The organism is Caldithrix abyssi DSM 13497, from assembly GCF_001886815.1.
In the GTDB taxonomy this organism is placed as follows: domain Bacteria; phylum Calditrichota; class Calditrichia; order Calditrichales; family Calditrichaceae; genus Caldithrix; species Caldithrix abyssi.
Genome location: NZ_CP018099.1, coordinates 3872505 through 3890354 on the forward strand (window position 1 = coordinate 3872505; position 17850 = coordinate 3890354).

14 protein-coding genes are annotated in these 17850 nt (G+C 47.0%); 3 read left to right on the forward strand and 11 right to left on the reverse strand.

The genetic code is table 11. The features are described 5' to 3' along the window. The 4 genes from Cabys_RS15155 to Cabys_RS15170 all read right to left on the reverse strand — a co-directional run bounded on the left by Cabys_RS15155 (nt 1) and on the right by Cabys_RS15170 (nt 6126). Nucleotides 1–1386 carry a sensor histidine kinase gene (locus Cabys_RS15155; RefSeq protein WP_006927002.1) on the reverse strand — a complete coding sequence of 462 codons (1386 nt, stop codon included), beginning with the start codon at nt 1384–1386 and terminating at the stop codon, nt 1–3. A 204-nt stretch (nt 1387–1590) separates the two neighbouring features. Beyond that, on the reverse strand, nt 1591–2850 hold the full coding sequence (locus Cabys_RS15160) for a serpin family protein (RefSeq protein WP_006927004.1): 1260 nt from the start codon (nt 2848–2850) through the stop codon (nt 1591–1593). A gap of 63 nt (nt 2851–2913) precedes the next feature. Then, the gene (locus Cabys_RS15165) at nt 2914–4137 is read right to left on the reverse strand and encodes a serpin family protein (RefSeq protein ID WP_006927005.1); all 1224 of its coding nucleotides are present in this window, start codon (nt 4135–4137) and stop codon (nt 2914–2916) included. Nucleotides 4138–4344: 207 nt separating this feature from the next. Beyond that, a complete protein-coding gene (locus tag Cabys_RS15170; protein WP_006927006.1) occupies nt 4345–6126 on the reverse strand; it encodes a hypothetical protein in 1782 nt (593 codons plus the stop codon). Between the two features lie 183 nt (nt 6127–6309). Between Cabys_RS15170 and Cabys_RS15175 the strand changes: the two genes are divergently transcribed. Both Cabys_RS15175 and Cabys_RS15180 read left to right on the forward strand, forming a co-directional pair. After that, nucleotides 6310–7338 carry a homoserine dehydrogenase gene (locus tag Cabys_RS15175; RefSeq protein ID WP_006927007.1) on the forward strand — a complete coding sequence of 343 codons (1029 nt, stop codon included), beginning with the start codon at nt 6310–6312 and terminating at the stop codon, nt 7336–7338. A gap of 356 nt (nt 7339–7694) precedes the next feature. After that, a complete protein-coding gene (locus Cabys_RS15180) occupies nt 7695–9197 on the forward strand; it encodes an alanine/glycine:cation symporter family protein (protein ID WP_006927008.1) in 1503 nt (500 codons plus the stop codon). 574 nt (nt 9198–9771) lie between these two features. Here Cabys_RS15180 and Cabys_RS15190 read toward each other — a convergent pair. The 7 genes from Cabys_RS15190 to Cabys_RS15220 all read right to left on the reverse strand — a co-directional run bounded on the left by Cabys_RS15190 (nt 9772) and on the right by Cabys_RS15220 (nt 16552). After that, on the reverse strand, nt 9772–10215 hold the full coding sequence (locus tag Cabys_RS15190; RefSeq protein WP_006927009.1) for a hypothetical protein: 444 nt from the start codon (nt 10213–10215) through the stop codon (nt 9772–9774). 614 nt (nt 10216–10829) lie between these two features. Beyond that, nucleotides 10830–12107 (reverse strand): sensor histidine kinase, encoded by a 1278-nt coding sequence (locus Cabys_RS15195; RefSeq protein ID WP_006927010.1) that lies wholly within the window; start codon nt 12105–12107, stop codon nt 10830–10832. 37 nt (nt 12108–12144) lie between these two features. Next, on the reverse strand, nt 12145–12825 hold the full coding sequence (locus tag Cabys_RS15200; RefSeq protein ID WP_006927011.1) for a response regulator transcription factor: 681 nt from the start codon (nt 12823–12825) through the stop codon (nt 12145–12147). A gap of 81 nt (nt 12826–12906) precedes the next feature. Then, a complete protein-coding gene (locus Cabys_RS15205) occupies nt 12907–13275 on the reverse strand; it encodes a TraR/DksA family transcriptional regulator (protein WP_006927012.1) in 369 nt (122 codons plus the stop codon). A 726-nt stretch (nt 13276–14001) separates the two neighbouring features. After that, nucleotides 14002–15036, reverse strand: coding sequence for a zinc-binding dehydrogenase (locus Cabys_RS15210; protein ID WP_006927013.1), 1035 nt, complete (start codon nt 15034–15036; stop codon nt 14002–14004). Further along, nucleotides 15033–16079, reverse strand: a complete 1047-nt coding sequence (locus tag Cabys_RS15215) for a homoserine dehydrogenase (RefSeq protein WP_006927014.1) — start codon at nt 16077–16079, stop codon at nt 15033–15035. The genes Cabys_RS15210 and Cabys_RS15215 overlap by 4 nt, the downstream gene beginning before the upstream one ends. A gap of 11 nt (nt 16080–16090) precedes the next feature. After that, the gene (locus Cabys_RS15220; RefSeq protein WP_006927015.1) at nt 16091–16552 is read right to left on the reverse strand and encodes a hypothetical protein; all 462 of its coding nucleotides are present in this window, start codon (nt 16550–16552) and stop codon (nt 16091–16093) included. Between the two features lie 132 nt (nt 16553–16684). Here Cabys_RS15220 and serC point away from each other — a divergent pair, with 132 nt between their 5' ends. Beyond that, nucleotides 16685–17770 (forward strand): 3-phosphoserine/phosphohydroxythreonine transaminase, encoded by a 1086-nt coding sequence (gene serC, locus Cabys_RS15225; RefSeq protein WP_044280968.1) that lies wholly within the window; start codon nt 16685–16687, stop codon nt 17768–17770. The last annotated feature ends 80 nt before the right edge of the window (nt 17771–17850 follow it).

The following is a 17850-nucleotide window of genomic DNA, read 5'->3' on the forward strand; positions in this document are numbered from 1 at the left end:
TTAGCTTACTTCCGTGGTTAATTGAATTCTGAAAACGGCACCCGCAGAGGCGTTTTGGACCAGGCTGAGGGTGGCGTCGTTCAGGGCGCACAGTTTTTGACAGATGGTCAGGCCAAGCCCTACGCCGCTGTTTTTGGTGGTAAAGAAAGGTTGAAAAATTTTTACGCGGTTTTCCGGCGCAATGCCCGGGCCGTTGTCTTCGATTTCCAGGGTGTTTTGTTCGCAGCGCAGCATGATAATGCCGGGATGACCGTTCATGGCCTGCAAACTGTTGGCCAGCAGATTGCTTAAAATGTGTTTCAAATGCTGGCGGTCGAAACGCAGGACGCTCTGTTTAAAGTGCGTTACGAGTTCTACTTCTTTTTTTTGCATTTCGATCGCAAAACGCGCTTTAAGCTCATCCACCAGTTGCGGCAGGTTTACTTCTGTTTTTTCAGCGGGGCGCGGCCGGCTGTATTCCAGAAATTCATTGATCTGCTCTTTGAGATGGCGCACTTCTTCCAGCGCCTTTTTTAAATAGGTTTGATCGGCGTGTTGCGGCGGCAGGTCGTCTTTGACCAGACCGATTAACAACTCGATGCCTCCCAGAGGGTTGCGCAATTCGTGGGCGATCTGGGCCAGCAGTTGTTCTTTTTCCTGATCGCGGCGGGCCAGGGCATCGCGCATGTTGGTGAGGGCGCGGGTCAGATCGACGATTTCTTTAAGACGGGTGGCCGGCGGTTGGGCAGAAAAATCGCCGCGGCCAATCTTTTGGCTGAAAAGAGTAATGCCCCTGATGGGCGCGTGTACGGAATGGGCGATGTACAATCCGGCCAATAGCGTTAGAACCACTCCTACCAGTACAAACCAGACAAAGTAATCGGATAAGCGATTGATTTGGGCCAGTTGGTGAGCGCCGGCCCGCAGGCCGATGAAATGCTCGTTGGTCAGGCGCTGAAAAGCCCACAGGTACCACTGCCGATCGTCGCCTTTAAAAGGCTGCGTGATGAAAACCTGCCCGATTTTCAGATGGCGCAGGATTTCTTTATTGACCAGCAAACCGGCCACGGCATCGGCACGCTGCAGGGCGTTTAATACCTGCCAGCGATCGTTAAAAATAAAGGCGTTTTCAAGACTTAAAAGAGAATCGAGACGATTCAGAGTTTGGCTGAAATAGCGTTGGGCCATCGATTGTTGGTTGACTGTGAGAAAATGCAGTAATTGCCGATCGATGGCGTTGTTTGCGACGCGCAGGCTGGTTTGCATTTGCTCTTGAAATTGCTGCAGGTACAAATTACGCACAAACAGGTAGCTAAAGCGGGCCAACAGAACAAGGGCCAGCACGTTGATGAAGGCAAAAAGAACGATGGTTCGCGCTTTTAGAGAATGAGGATTGATTATGTTCATGATACGACCTGTTTTGAATGCACTAATGTACAAATTAGTTTGATTACACACAATGGGGATTGGCCTGCTGCATTCCCCTGTTGTGGATTAATCACAATTCTGCCAGACCAGTTTTTCTGATCAGCTCCGCCTGGGCTAATCAACGTTTCAACCTTCAGGCTTTCTTGCCATAAATAAAACACCGCGCTGGATTTATTGGTCAACCTAAAATTCTTCCCACAGCGGTTTCATTACCTTCCCCATGAACAACACGGCGCCAGTAGATCTTTCACTGATCACAAAAACAAAGGGCCGATCGAATACCAGGCTTAAAATGGGTGGCGGGCCAATAGTAGTGGTCATCATTTCAACAATGGTGACGGCTGCCGCTTCGGCGCCTTTTTCGCTGACTTCAATAAAGGTCTGATGAATGACACGATTGATGAACAGTGGAAATTGGTCTGTAATACGGGAGAAATCGGCATGCACAGGATCAAAAGCGATATCCATGCCCAGCTTTTTTAACGGTTCGTTGAGTAATGCCTTAAAGCCGAACCGTAGTTTGGGTAAACCGATGGTGCAGCTATCTTCTTTTAAATTTTCTTGAATTCGCGTCCATTCGTTTTGCGTAAAATTCAGCAAATATTCATTAAAATCATCCATACGCCTGGGCATGATGAAGGTCATAACGTAATTGCCCTGACCAAAAGGCACCTGAGCCACCTGAATTCGTTCCTCAAATAATGCTGGGATTCTGCAAGTCACAAACATCATGGAGCACTCCGCGCTCTGGCCGTCGATCTGATGAAAAACACGCTGTTGCACCTCGTCTTCCGGAAACTGGTAGGTCCACAAGCCATTAAAGTACAGAGCGTTGATCAAATACATTACGGCGTCTGGAGGAATTTCATCCAATACTTTTTTAATTTTTTGATTGGTGGCCTGGGCGATCCAGTTGTTAATGGTTACAACAGCCTGAGGATCTGCAAAATTTAAATCGCGTACTTCAGCGTTAAAATACTGGCGATTAACGGCCAGAAATTCCGGAAAAAAATCGCTGCCTTTTTTACACCAGATGGAGTTAGCAATCTGAAAGGTGACGCGGGGATCAAGTTGTTGTAAGTTCTGGTAAAGATAGGCATAGGTCTCATTAATGGACTGTTCATCCATCTCAGAAAAGCCAAGCGTATTTTGCATGGCTGAATAGGTTTGCCCATTAGCGCCATTTAAGGCCATGCCCAGAGCCATGGAAACACTAAAGGGAGAGATGAATACATTATCTTTCTGATTTACCTGATTAACCTGAGAAAACAGAGAAAAGGCAAAGGCGTTGTTGGCGTTTATTACTTTTTTATGCAAACTATTTACAGGAAACGTTTTGTATCCGGAATCTTCTTGCGCTAACGGTGTGCGATCGATGCTGCACCCTACTGCCAGCCACAGGCAGCAAAGCGACACGCTAAAAGAGAAAATCAAACGTTTCATTTTACCCCCTCCTGATTGCGCAGTCGTGGCGCATACGCCACGGTACGAAAGCATTTTACGTTATTAAGCAGGCTTTACCATCTTACCTATAAACAAAATGGCGCGGCTGTCTTTTTCATAAATGACAAAAAGGAACGGCCGGCTGGCGATCATTTCAAAAAAGTCTGAAGACGTCCGTTCAAAACCGACGATGGTTACTCCGGCCGCTTCAGTTCCTTCCTCATTTACCTCAACAAACGTTTTGTGTTTAACCAGGCTAATATAAACTCCACTTTCCGGCGTCATATTGGAAAAATCGGCCTTTGTCGGACTGAAAGCGTCCGGCATGCCCATCTCTTTTAGAAGATCATTCAAAACCATTTCAAATTCCATCTTAAAGCGCGGCAGGCCGATTGTTCCGCTGTCCGCCTGGCAGGCCTCCAGCCACGACTGCCACTGCGTAAAATTCAGTTCTGCCAGCAAGCTATCCACACTCAACGAAACATCGGGCAAAATAACGGCCATGTTAAAATTTCCGTTGCCGTAGGGCAGTTGAACCAGCTCAAAGTTGTTCCCTTTGTAATGGAGTAATTTTTTGGTTAGAAACATCATCGGGCAGTTTACGCTCTGTCCGTCTGCCATGCGGAAGCTCCAGTCCCTTGTGGCCTGCGGATCAAAGGCGTACGTCCAGGCGCCTTTAAAATAGATGGCGTTAAGCAGGTAAAGAACGGCATCGCGCGGAATGTAAGTCAGAATGGATTGAATTTTGTCGTGCGTTTTTTCCTTAACCCAGTTGTTGATGGCCATTAACGTGGCGGGATCTGAAAAATTTGCCTGGCGCGCTTCGGCCTCAAAGTATTGTTGATTGGCATCCAGAAACGAGGGCAGGACAGTAAAATTTTGATCATACCAGATGGCGTTGGCCAGTTCCAGCGCAACCTGCGCATCGCTATTCATTAACTGCTCAAAATAGTTTTTGTAAGTCTGGTTGATGGTCTGCAGATCGTGGGACTCATAGCCCAGAACCTGACGGATTTGTTCAAAGGTGTTGCCATGGGCGCCGTTTAAGGTCATGCCCAGAGCCATGGAAATGCTGAAGGGCGAGATAAAGACGTTCGTATCCTGTTTGGACGCGTTAATTTCCCGGAACAGTTCAAAACTGAAGTCATTGTTAATGTTAACAAATTCGCTTTGCGCCAGCGCCTGACCGGACAAATCGTCCGCCGGAATTAAAGGCGCTTTGTTTATGCTGCAGCCGACCAGCCAGAACGCTAAAAGCAATACGAGACCTAAAAAAATTCGTTGCATGATTTTTTCCTTTAAAGGTCATTTTACATTGATTGTACGAAATAGCGCCGAAATTCGTTCGACTTTACGTTATTCTGTCGTTTAAAACCGGCGCTGTATTTCCCCGTCTGCCGTTCAGTGATGATAATATCGATAATCATAGTTAAGGTCAAGTCCTGTCGCCATGCTCTTTAAACTCAAACGTTATTTTTCAACATGCAAATCGACTTAAAAGCGCATGGTGATGCTGAGCCACCATTGAGTGATGGTCATATCTTCCACAAAATCCGGATTAATTAAATAGCGAACGGTAGTGTTTTTCACCAGCGGCGCTTCAAAGCCCAGGGCCATGTCTGCCGTGTCTTCGGTGAAATGTCTGCCAGGCTGAATTTGAGTCCGTTCGATAAAGTCTTTGCGGACATTTTCTTCGCCGTCGTGTAAATCATATCTTTCCCTGTAATAAGCGTCGGTCTTTTCGCTGGTTTCCCAGGCCGTCCAGATTTTATTGATGATCAAAAAAATAGCCAGGTTCTTGTGCATACGATGCCACCAGTAGATGGGCATCTGTATGGTCTGCCTTGTGTAGTCATACGTCCAATACAGCGTTTTATCTTCGCGCGTGTGATAAGTACTTTCGTAGGAATAGTAGCCGGTTATGGGGCGCTCTCCCTCTTCTACACGATGCGAATACGCTTCGTACAAAACCGGTTCCTGCACGCTTTTTTTGCCTTTTAAATAGGAAAAATAGAGGCCTAAATGCATTCTGGTCGTGGCGTTTTGATTAAGCATGACGGTAATCATTGATTCGAAAAGACGTTCGCTCAAATCGCCGCGACCGTTTCTTGAATCGGTTAAGGTAGAAATGCCATTCATTAAATAATATTCCAGCCCGTTTTCAGAATAATAGTCGGACTGACGATGAGTGCGGATTTCTGCAAATGTGGCAATGTCGTTGTTCAGAGAAGCAAAATTGAAAAAGCCGAAAACCTTGTTCCATTTGTTGGGCGTAAATTGAATACTGAGCGTGGCGTAGTATCGCTGGCCGTCGTGTTGCAGGCGTGTTTTTTCCAACTGTCGGTAGTCGTAGCTTCCGTATTGGTCTTTGCTTTGCAGAGTGTCGTCCAGAAATTCTTTTTGTTTCACCCCGCCGTCCAGCAGACCGGCCTGCCAGCCGACTCGCCAGCGCTCATTTATCTGCCAGCTCATTCCCGCAAAAAAATCCGCATGACGGTAATCCATATCCCGTTTATTGATATATTGGCTAAAATAGTAGTTTTCATAATCGTTACGCTTCAGCGCAAGATAATCGGCGTTGCGACGGTGCGCAGCGAAATCGGCGCCAATGCCCACCGCAATAGAGCGGCTCAGACGGTAAGAGAGGTAGGCGGCGAACAGATGCGCGCGAGTCAGCGCCTGATCGCCCTGCCGATTCAGCCTGGTGATCGGGACGTCCATTTGCTCCGGGAAAATGCGCTGGTTAAATCCATCGTAATAAGGATTGGGCTGATAAAGATAAACGGGCTGACGGTAAAAGGGCTCTTCTTTGTAAATCAACTGATAAGCAAGCGTAAGCTGCCATGCCGGCGCCAATCGGGCGCGAAAACCGGCGGACAACACCGGTTCCGGTTCGGAACGCGTAACCCTGTACCAGCGAGGATCGGGCGGATAGATGGCAATGTAGTCGCCATAAACATATATTGGGGTGGGGCGAATCAGGCGATCAGGCACATTGTTCTTGCGTTCGCTGCGGTAATCAAAATAAAATTCCATTTTTTTGAGTGAATCCAGCGCGCCGGTTACCGGATTGAGACTGGCCCTGAGAAAGGGATCATCAAAAAAACCAGGCGCCACGCGGGTAAAATTGGTCAGGCCAAAGGTGTTCAGATAAAAGCGTTGGAAATAGAGAGCGGAATTTTCGAACTGTTTTTCCAGCACCTCATTACTGGAAAACTGAGCCTGCGCCGCAACGATCCAGAAAAATAACAGGCCGTATGCCATTATCTTTTTCATTACAAAAGTTCTCCCTGAGAAATTTGCCGTCGGACAACGTATCTTCAAATAATGTGCCGCTTTTCTCTTACCTGAAATTTAAGCAATTATGGGCGGCATGCCATAGATTATATTCAGAAATTTGAAAAAGTATCAGAAATTTGATACTTTTCGCCCGGATTATTGAAAAGCGGGAGCCATTGGATGGAACTTAAAATTTTAATGATTGGCTTTGGACATGTGGGCCGGGGCTTTGCTGATTTGTTGATTAAAAAAGAACAATTGCTGCGGCAGAAATTCGATCTGTCGGTCAAAATCGTTGGCATTGTCACGCGCAGCAAGGGCAAGATCATTGATCCTGAGGGTGTCGATCTGCAAAGAGCCTTGAAAACCTCCCAGGCGGGGAAAACTTTTAAAGATAGCGGATTGCCCACAACCGACGTCCTAACAGAAAGCTTGCTTGCATCGGTTGATTACGACGCGCTGGTTGAATTGTCCATTACCAATCTAACGGACGGCCAGCCGGCAACGTCTTATATTCGAATCGCCCTTGAACGGCGAAAAGATGTGATTACGGCCAATAAAGGGCCCATTGCTCTGCATCTCGATGAATTAAAAGAACTGGCCCGGAAAAATGGCGTGCAGTTGCGTTATGAAGGCACGGTAATGGCCGGCACGCCGTTAATCAACCTGATTCGAAGCAACCTGGCCGGTCTGGAAATAAAAAAAGTGCAGGGCATTGTGAATGGCTCCACCAATTACATTTTGACGCGCATGGAAGAGGGCCTGGAATATGATCAGGCGGTTGCCGAGGCGAGGCAGCTGGGCTATCTGGAAGCTGACCCCACGGCCGATGTGGAAGGCTGGGACGCGGTAGCCAAAACCATGATTCTGGCCCGCGATGTATTCAACGTTTCCCTGAGCAAAGAAGCGATTCAGAGAAAGGGCATCAGCGCATTGCGTAAGGCAGATGTGGAACGCGCCAGAACGGAAAATCGTGTGTGGAAGTTGATCGCAACGCTTGAAAAAGAGAACGGCGCGTTAAATGCCTCCGTACAGCCGCAGTTATTGGACATGTCCCATCCGCTGGCGGGCGTGCGTGGGACGACCAACGCCGTGACCATCACCACCGATTTTCTTCAGGAGGTAACGATTGTTGGCCCGGGCGCCGGAGAGCGCGAAACCGGCTATGCGGTTTTTAACGATTTACTGGCCGTAGCGGGAAAGTTGTGAGATTTTTTTTCTACTTCGCCGGTGAGGATTAGTTGAATAGTTGATTGGTTAAATGGCAACTGCCCACGTTGAACGTTTCCCTCATTCGGACTTTTATTCTGGGAAAGGGAGTGAGACAATTGTAACTATTCTTAATTTTTAACATTCTTTGTTCCCTTTGTGACTTCTCTGTGCGCTCCGTGGTTGCTTAAATCCTTGCAAAAATGTTTTGGTTGGGGCTATGCTGCCATTGAAAGTGGATTCCTCTTTAATCTTTATTTCATCTTCCAATATTTTCTGGCATCTTTGCTGATTTTCTTTTATTATTAAGGATCGATTTTCACAGGTCGTCAAATTGGAGGAGGCAGTGAGGGCCCATGGAATGGATGGAAAAGCTTCTTAGTTTAAGTTTTCAGGTTCGCGATTTTATGTGGGGTAACTGGATGGTTGCCCTGCTGGTTATTACCGGTATTGTGCTAACTGTTGTCACCAGGATGATCCAGATTCGTCGCTTGGGCAATGCATTAAAGCTGGTTTTCTTAGGCGCGCGTGGCAAGGATTACTCTAAGGAAGACGAAGGCGATATTTCTCCATTTGCGGCGTTAATGACCGCGCTGGCAGCCACGGTAGGAAATGGCAATATTGCCGGCGTGGCCACGGCTATTGCCACCGGCGGGCCGGGCGCTCCGGTGTGGATGTGGATTTCCGGTTTTTTTGGCATGGCCACCAAATATGCCGAAGGATTTTTGGGCGTCAAATTTCGCAAAGTAGCCGAAGACGGCACCATGGCCGGCGGGCCCATGTACTACATCCGTTACGGCTTAAAAGAAGGACGCTTTAGTAAATTTCTGGCCGCCTTGTTTGCCGTTTGCGGCGCTTTTGCCGCTTTGTTTGGCACCGGTAATATGGCGCAGTCCAATTCCATGGCTCTGGCCTTTAAAAGTCAATTTGGCGTGCCGCCCCTGCTCAGCGGCGCTATTTTAACCATTATGGTGGGGCTGGTGGTGATTGGCGGCATTAAACGTATTGGCGCGGTGGCCGAGCGATTGGTACCCACTATGATTGCCTTTTACTTTCTGGGCGCCATTACGGTTATTCTGGTTAATGTGGCCCATATTCTGGAAGCCTTTGAAATTATTTTTGCCTCGGCTTTTACCGGTAAGGCGCTTGGCGGGGCGCTGATCGGCACATCCGTACAAAAAGCGATAAGTCTGGGCGTGAGTCGAGGCGTGCTCTCTAACGAGTCCGGCCTGGGATCTGCGGCCATTGCGCAAAGCGCTTCCAAATCCAGCGATCCAGCCAAAAATGGTTTAATTGCCATGACCGGCACTTTTATCGATACCATCGTGGTAAACACCATGACCACGCTAACCATTGTCTTAAGTGGCATGTGGATGTTAACGCCGGCTGTGGGCGTCGATTTGAACGGCGCCAATGTCAATCTGCAAAACCTGTCGCCGCAGGTGGTCGATTTCGCCAGCCAGGTGGGGTACAATTTGCAAAACGGCGGACTTTCCAGCACGGCGTTGACTTCAGCCGCCTTCAATACCGTGCTGCCTTTTGGCATTGGCGGCACGATCATTGCCATCGCTTCCTTTTTGTTTGGCTACACCACGCTCATCGGATGGGCTTACTACGGCGAACAGTGTCTGGAGTACATCGCCGGCGTTAAGATTAAAAAACCCTATCGCCTGATTTACATCTCCTTATTGTTCATCGGCGCCAATTTACAGGGACAGTATCTTGACATTGTCTGGAATGTGGGCGACACGGCCAACGCCTTGATGGCCTTTCCCAATTTGATCGGACTGCTGTTTTTAGCGGGCGTAGTGGCCAAAATCACCAGCGACTCATTCAGCGGAGGGAAACGCATTTATTAGTCGGTATTGGTTAGCGGCCGGATCATGCCATCTGTTTGGTTGAATGGTTGATTAGTTGAATGGTTGAATGGTAACTGTCCACGTTCAGCGTTCCCCTCACCCGGTCTTTTATTCCGGGTGAGGGAGTGAGGGCGATTGAAACTATTTTTAATCTTCAACAATCTTTTCGCCTTTTGTGGCATCTTTGTGCTATCTGTGGTTGCTTAAATTCCTGCGGAAATGTTTTTGTTTGCTGCTATTCTGTAATAGAGTTAAAAATTATCACGCGGAGCGGGAGGCTGTGCCCGAATAGTAGAGCGCCGGTTTGCTTAGCTTGCGTCTTAAATGTTAAATCATTTTCTGCGATGATTGGCGTAATCTGCAAGAAAATTACTCTGCGCGCGTTGTGGTTGATTTTGGCGGTGGCTGCCGAAATTAGTGAAGTCTCAGGCAAAATGGCGCTGTGTAGTGATTCGTTCTGCGAACCAGATTTTAGATGCAGGGCTATGAAAAGAGCGCCCGATCGCCATGATAGAGCGATCGGGACGCGAGAATGTCCGTCGTCCGGGAATTGCCGCTGCGGAATGGCGGTTCATCAAAAGAAATAGCGCAGACCAACGCCGGCGTTAAAACTCAGATAGGTGCCGGGCAGCAGATCCAGGATGGGAACGATCTCCAGAAACATGTCAAGCGGCGCAGACTGAAAAAAATAATTAACGCCCAGAACGCCGCGCACGCCCAGTCGATCGTCATCGCCCATTCTCAAACGCACGCCGGGACCGTAATAAAAGATGTAGTTTGGTTCTTTGAGAACATTTTTATTGTGAATCAGGTAATCAGCGTGAAAGTGCAATTTGCTGTTGGAGCCAAAAGACCAGGCCAGACCGCCGTCAATGGCTGTGGTGGCCGTTTGCCAGACCTTCAGGCTGATGCCGGTGGGCTCGCCAATAATTACGCCAACGCCCTTGCCGGTGGTTTGCGCGGCAAGCGTACCCAGTAAAAATGCCGATAGAATAATAGCCGAAATAAATCGTCTCATCGCTCATTGCCTCCTTTTCGTAAGTCGCTTCCGGTTAAAATGAATCACTTATTAACTACCATAGTTTAAAAAAGTTCTGCAAAAAAACAAAACCGCCGTTCGCTTAAACTGGTCAGTGTATGAAAACAAAAAGCGGAGCGAAAATAAGTCAATCATAGCGCTTATTTGGGAAGGGTAAATAATAATCGCACATTGAAGACGAATAACACCCGGGCAAAGAAACGTCTTAAAAGTTATGGTTCTAAATTCTTTTTAGAATACTTTCTTCTTCGTAGCATCTGTCCCGCCCTGGCTGGATGCGAAAATTTTTGTGCTGCTGGATTGGTTGAATAGTTGATTAGTTGATTAGTTGAATGGTTGAATGGTTGAATGGTTAAATGGCAACTGTCCACTTTCAGCGTTCCCCTCTCCCAGACTTTTATTCTTGGAAAAGGAGATCAAGATGGTGTGGGCAATTGAAACTTTTTTAAATTTTTAACACTCTTTGCACTCTTTGTGACTCCTTTGAGCTCTCTGTGGTCGCTTGAAATAGTTTGTTTAATCTTTTTCTGCGATGATTGGCGTAATCTGCGAGAAAATTATTTTGCGCGTGTTGCGGTTGATTTTGGTTGCGGCTATGCCGCCTTAGAAATTTTAAAAACGTGCCGGCCGTTCAGATATTCGTAAGAGACGTTCAGCTCGTTCAAATCGCAAATCTTTTTAACCAGGGCCAGCCCCAGCCCCAGTGTTTCGCCATTGTTTTTTCGTTTAACAAAGCGTTTGAAGAGCTGCTGCGGCGGGAAATCCAGTTCTGCGCCAATGTTACTAATAATCAGCGATTGTTCATCTGTTTTAATTGTAATACTGGCTCCGGTCGGCGCATGCTGGATGGCATTTCGCACCAGGTTCTTAAGAACCAGTTCAAACAAATATGGATCAATGTTAAAAGCGTGTTCTTCATTCAAATCAAACGTAATTTTCAGGCCCTTTAATTCGGCCAGTTCTTTAACCGATTGCAAATGCTCTTCAATGATCGGCTTTGTGCGAATGATTCTGGTGTTTTTGAATTCTCCGTTTTCAATGCGCGTTATCAGGTTCAGCACATTGCCCAGATGAGAGAGGTGATTAATCTGCCTGTAAATGACCTGGATTGCTTCTCCGTGGCGTTCCAGCGCCGCCTCGTCGCGCATTAAAGTTTCGAGCTTGTTGCGGATGATCGCCAGCGGCGTTTGCATTTCGTGCGCCATGTCTTCGGTGTATTCTTTTAGATTACGGTAATCTTTTTCGATTTGATCCAGCATTTTTTGAAACAATTTTTGCATTTTAATGAATTCTTCGGTTGTCGTAGAGATAGCCGGCGCGCTGGTTTGCTGTCCTACCTTGTAAGTTTTCATAACGTTTAAAATTTGATAAAACGGGCGGAAAAGGTAGCCGGAGAGGAAATAATTGAAAGCGATCAAACCCAGGGCCAGCGCGCCAAAAACAAAGAACATGCTGGCCAAAAAGTCGTCGCGCAAACGATAAAAATCTCCCACGTGGACGCGCGTTTCGTAAACATAGTAATCTTTGCCCACCTTTATGGCCGCCAGACGCTTTCGGTAGTGCTGATATTCGTCAATCGATTCATTATAAATGATCGTATCTTTGACGACAGGCAGTTTTTGCAAAAGTTGCCTGTCAGAAAGGCGTCTTAATTTTAGATAGCGCGGCAGACGAGAAAGGGTGGAGTCTTTGGTCAGATGTTTTTTCAGCCGCCAGTCAAATTTGCTGAAGCGGTTTTGCACATAAGAATCGATGTACTGGTTGGCCATTTTAGACATGATAAAGGCGCTGATAAAAAAGACCAGAAAAGAGAAGATCAGATAAAAGGCGGTGGTTTTGTTTAACAATTTTATCGGACGTCTGCCGCTCATGGATTACTCCGTCATTAATGGATTAAATTCGGCCTTGCTAAATATCTTCGGTAAACTTATAGCCCATGCCATACATGGCCTTGATGTAGTTGTTGCCGCCGGCGGCCATGATCTTTTTCCTCAGATTTTTAATATGGTTATAAATAAAGTCAAAATGATCGGACTGATCAACATGATCGCCCCACAGATGTTCGGCAATACTCTCTTTGGTTAGCAGTCGGTTTTGATTGTAAAGAAAATAGAGCAGAAGATCGTATTCTTTGCGTGTTAAATTCAGCCCCGCACCATTAACAAAAACGCGGGCAGCCTCTAAATCCACTTTAATTTCATTAAAGACCAGCTCGTTTTTACCGTTAAATTTTTTGCGGCGCAGTTGCGAGCGCACCCTGGCGTTTAATTCGGCCTGATGGAAGGGCTTGGTTAAGTAGTCGTCGGCTCCTAATTCAAGGCCTCTTACTTTGTCTTCAACGGCGTCTCTGGCAGTCAAAATGATAATGATTGTATCGCTGGACTGTCGCCGAATGATCGGAATCAACTCCATGCCGTTGCCGTCCGGCAGTCCGAGATCAAGAATGACAATGTCGTATTGATAGAGCGCAATTTTCTCCCGGGCATGTAAAAAATCCTCAGCGCTTTCCACCAAAAATTCTTGCTCGTTAAAAAAGTTGGTTAAATCTGCCAGTAAAATCTTGTTGTCTTCTACAATTAACATTTTCATTGTATCACCGGGAACAATTGTAAGTTTAAATTCTGTAGAAATTCTGTTCTGAATAAGGCAGGCGAAGCGAAAGAGAACGGATCAACGAACCGCTCTGGACTCTTTCTGTTTACAGTCGAAGCAGATGCGGGTGGTGGGGACAGCGCGCAATCGTTTTTCATCGATTTCCTGGCCGCAAACACGGCAGACGCCATAGGTTCCGTTTTCGATGCGTTCCAGCGCCTGGTCGATTTGATTTAAAAATTTGTCCATGCGCGCCAAAAACATGTACGATTGTTCGCGGTTCATGGTGTCGGTGCCGAACTCGGTGTATTTGTAGGCCGTTTTCCCGTAATCTTCTTCGGAATTGGTATCCTGTAAAATTTCGCCATAACGTTCGCGTTCTTCTAAGGTTTCTTTTCGCTTTTTAAGGAGAATTTCTTTGAATTCCTGCAATTTTTTGGCGTCCATTCTGGCCTCCTTCCTTTTCCTGATCTTTGTTCACAATTTAGCATATTTTTGATACATTGCGCAAATAATAAGTTACAGAAAGATTAAAATGAGGCGAAGGGCGAGTTTGTGTCTCGGGAGCGTGGGTGGTTAAAAAGTGAGTCCTGGGGGTGTCTCAAAAACGAAATTAAATGCATATTTATTTAATATCATGTAAAACCTTATATTAGCCCTCACCCCCCTGCTCCCCTCTCCAGGTTTTCGGGAGAGGGGGAATTAAAGGGGGGTGAGGGAAAGAAATAATTTATAAAAATACATCTTCTTTGACTTTTGGGACAGCCCCAGGGATTTTTAATTTAAAACATTCTTTGCGCCCTTTGTGAATTCTCTGATCTCTTTGTGGTTGTTTAAATTCCTGCGGGATTGTTTTTGGTTTTGGCTATGCTGTACTTGAATTAAAAATTATCACGCGGAGCGGGAGGCTGTGCCCGAATAGTAGAGCGCCGGTTTGCTAAGCTTGAGTCTTAAATGTTTAATCATTTTCTGCGATGATTGACGTAATTTGCGAGAAAATTACTTTGCGGGCGGTGCGGTTGGTTTGGGTTGCCGTTTTACTGCCTTGGATTTTTTGCTCTGGCCTTCATCCAACAAAACGACATCTGGAATGACAGCCCTGTGTCCATTCAAATAATCAACCAATCAGTTCAAAATAGACGTTTTCTTCCCTCCTGCAGGGCAAGTTAAATTTCAGCGGTTGATCAGCACCACTTTACCAAAAGCCTGGCCGCTTTCCAGAAAAGCGTGCGCTTTAGCCGCCTCTTCAAAAGTGAACTCTCTGGCGATCTGCGGTTTGAACTTACCGCGCCTGATTAAATCTGCCAATTCGATAATATCTTTCCGTGTGCCCATAGTGGAGCCGATAATCTGCTGATGTTTAATGAACAAGGCGCGCAAATCGATCTCTACTTTGGGCCCCGTGGTTGCGCCGCAGGTTACCAGTTTACCGCCCTTTTTTAAGGCCCGCAGGCTTTCGCGCCAGGTAGCCTGACCGGGATGCTCTATGATGATGTCTGCGCCCTGTCCGTCGGTCAGTTCTTTTACTGTTTTGCCAATCGATTCCTGATCGTAGCGAATGACATGGTCGGCGCCCAGTTTTTTGGCCAGTTTTGCCTTTTGCGCGCTACCGACCGTGGTAATAACGCGCGCGCCAAACGCTCGGGCAATTTGAATGGCCGAGGAGCCAACCCCGGAAGAAGCGCCGTACACCAGAACGGTGTGCTCGGGTCGTACGCCTGCCTTTTGTACCAGCATGTGGTAGGCGGTCATGCCGGCCAGTGGAAAAGCGGCCGTTTCTGCCCAGCTTAAGTTCTCGGGACGCCTGTAAACATAGGCAGCCGGAACCGCAATATATTCGGCCTGAACGCCCTGCATGCTTTCGCCGGGAATTTGAAAGCGGGCGCACAAATTTTCTTTTCCGGCAAGACAATACGGACAACGTCCGCAACTGTGTATGGGAATGTTGAATACATGGTCGCCCACATTCAGGCCAAAACGGTTGTGCGCTCGTTCGCCGACGCGCACCACTTCGCCGGCCGCCTCGCTGCCCATAATCAGCGGTAAGGGAACGCCTGGAATACCTTTTCGGACCCACAAATCAAGGTGGTTTAACGCGGCGGCTTCCACGCGAATCAATACTTCATCGCTTTCAATTTCCGGTATGGGCAGTTCTTCTACCCGCAGGACATCGGCGCCGCCATGTTCATGGATGCGGATTGCTTTCATTGCGTTTTCCTTTCTTTGTAAATTTTCAAAATTTGCAGCAGGTCGCTAATTACCCCGTAAGCCGTATCGGTAATGGTGGGATGGCGCTGTACAATGGTTAAAGTGGCAAGATTTTTTAACTCTATTTGTAAAATCGAACTACTGGCGTCCACGCTAAAAAACGGGTGATCAGCTTTTAATACCTGCAACTTAACCCAGGCTTTTATCTGACCATTTTCATGAGAGCCGCCGGCCACAAATTTTAAGCGTTTGCCCGCTTTTTTAGCCTTTTGCACATCCTCCGGCGTTATCCGCTCAAACGAGTCTCTCGGGATTTGAAACGGATCGATCTGAGTGTCAAAAAAGACATTGCACAAAATAGCTGATTTCAGAGCGGCATCCCAGCCCTGCAAATCGTGGTTGGCATCGGCTTCTACCATTCCAAGACGGCGCGCTTTATCCAGCGCCGCCGGCAATTCTACGCCTGATTCCAGCTCGCCCAGTAAAAAATTAGTCGTTGAATTCAGGATGCCGGAGAATTGTTTTACTGTTGCGCCCGCTAAAGCGGCGCGGTACATGTTAAAAATGGGCGTGCCGTCCATGACCGTGGATTCGAACAGCAATTTCCGCTGCTGTTTCTGGGCTAATGTCTTTAACTTCTGGTAATGGAAGGCAATAGGTCCTTTGTTGGCGGTTACCACGTGTTTTCCGGCGCGCAGGGCGCGCTCCAGGCGCTGCGCGCTTGAGCGGGCAAAGTCTTTCAATTCCAGCGCAGAAAGATCGACCAGCACATCGTAGTCTGTATGTTGCAATAGTTCATCGGTTGCGGCGTTGGTAAAGCCATCGCAACCTCGATCGAAGCGCCCCTTTTGTAAAAAATAGTTCAACGCTTTTTGTACGTCAATACCTTCGGCAGCGGATAAACTGCCGTGCGAACGCGTGGCGATGGAGGTTACGCTAAAATGGCGCGTGTTAAAATCTGTAAAAGGGCTGCTCCGATCTTTTAAGAGCCGCGCCAGCTCACGTCCTACGTTTCCAAAGCCGACAAGAAAAAGTCTGATCATATTTGCCCCGTTTACGTTTTGGTTACATGATGACGAATCAATAATGCAATGCCGATGCCCATTAAAAGTAAAGGCCAGTATTTGATAACGGTCAGCCTGCGCAAAAAGAATAACAGGCCAAAGAGCAGTAGCAATCCTCCGGGTACCAGAAAGTATGTTTCCCGTTTCTGTAAAAAATAGAGGAGCATAAAGCCCAGCCCGGGGGCCAGAAATAATACAGGCCACAGCAGCGACATATTCTGCCACTGGCTCAGAGCGCAGTACATAAAAAGGAAACCATACACCGTTAGCATAACGCCCGGCAAAAGGAAGAAAGTCAATTCTCTTTTTAAAAAATAAACCAGTAAAAAGAGCAGGCCTGCCAGAATAATGTAAAGCGCCCAGTGTAAGCGCAATACATTAAAATTATCCAGCGCAAATACCAGACCAAAAAAAATGAACAACCAGCTTAAATATTTTTTTTCGAAAAGCATTTTTTCTTCACCGATTGTTAATTTTTTTTCAAAATTTAGTTCAGTTTTAATCTAAGAATTATTATATTAAAGGCAACAAAAAAATAAGTATTCGAAGGTTCAATGTTCTATCAAGTGGAAAGGGGTATTACAATGAAAGAGGGACGTATTTACAATTTCAATCCGGGTCCTGCGGCGCTCCCATTACCGGTTTTAGAAGAGGTGCAAAAAGATCTTTTGAACTATAAGGGCGAGGGCATTTCCATCCTGGAAATGAGTCACCGTTCCAAAACGTTCGATGGTATTATTAAAGATGCGGAACGTCTGCTGAAGGAAATAATGGACATACCGCAGAATTACAAAGTGCTTTTTATGCAGGGAGGGGCTACCTTGCAGTTCGCCGCCGTGCCATTGAATTTGATTGGCGAGGGGCAGTTTGCAGAATATGTTAACACTGGTTCCTGGTCTAAAAAAGCCATTCAGGAAGCGCAAAAATTGGGCAAAAAGGTGAACGTTGTGGCCAGTTCGGAAGACGAGAGTTTCTCTTACATTCCCGGCGATATTAAAGTTTCGCCCAATGCCGCCTATCTGCACATCACCTCGAACAATACGATTTTTGGAACTCAATTTCAACAGTTTCCCGAAACGGGCGATGTGGCATTGATCGCCGATATGTCGTCGGATATTGCCTGCCGCAAGATAGACGTGAGCAAGTTTGCCCTGATTTACGCCGGAGCTCAGAAGAACATGGGCCCTTCGGGCGTTACCGTGGTCATTATTCGCGAAGACCTGCTGGAAAAGAGTCCGGACAATATTCCCACCATGACCAGCTACAAGATCATTGGCGGAAAGGATTCGTTGTACAATACGCCTCCAACTTTTGCCGTTTACATTGTGAAGCTGGTGCTGGAATGGATGAAGGCGCAGGGCGGGCTGGAAAAAATCGAACAGATCAATCGCCAAAAAGCCGGCCTTATTTATGATGCGCTGGATCAAAGCTCTTTTTATCGCGGCACAGCCCGGCCAGACAGCCGCTCGTTGATGAACGTTACCTTCCGTTTGCCGTCCGAAGAGCTGGAGAAAAAATTTGTGGCCGAAGCGCTGGAAAACGGCATGCTGGGCCTAAAAGGACATCGCTCGGTCGGCGGTATCCGGGCTTCCATCTATAATGCGGTACCCATGGAAGCCGTGGAGAAACTGGTTGATTTCATGAAAAAGTTCGAGAAGGCCAACAGCTAAATTCTTTAAATACAAAAGCCCGCTTTTTTAAAGGCGGGCTTTTTCATTTTGAACAATTTCTTGAAAATGATTGAACGCCT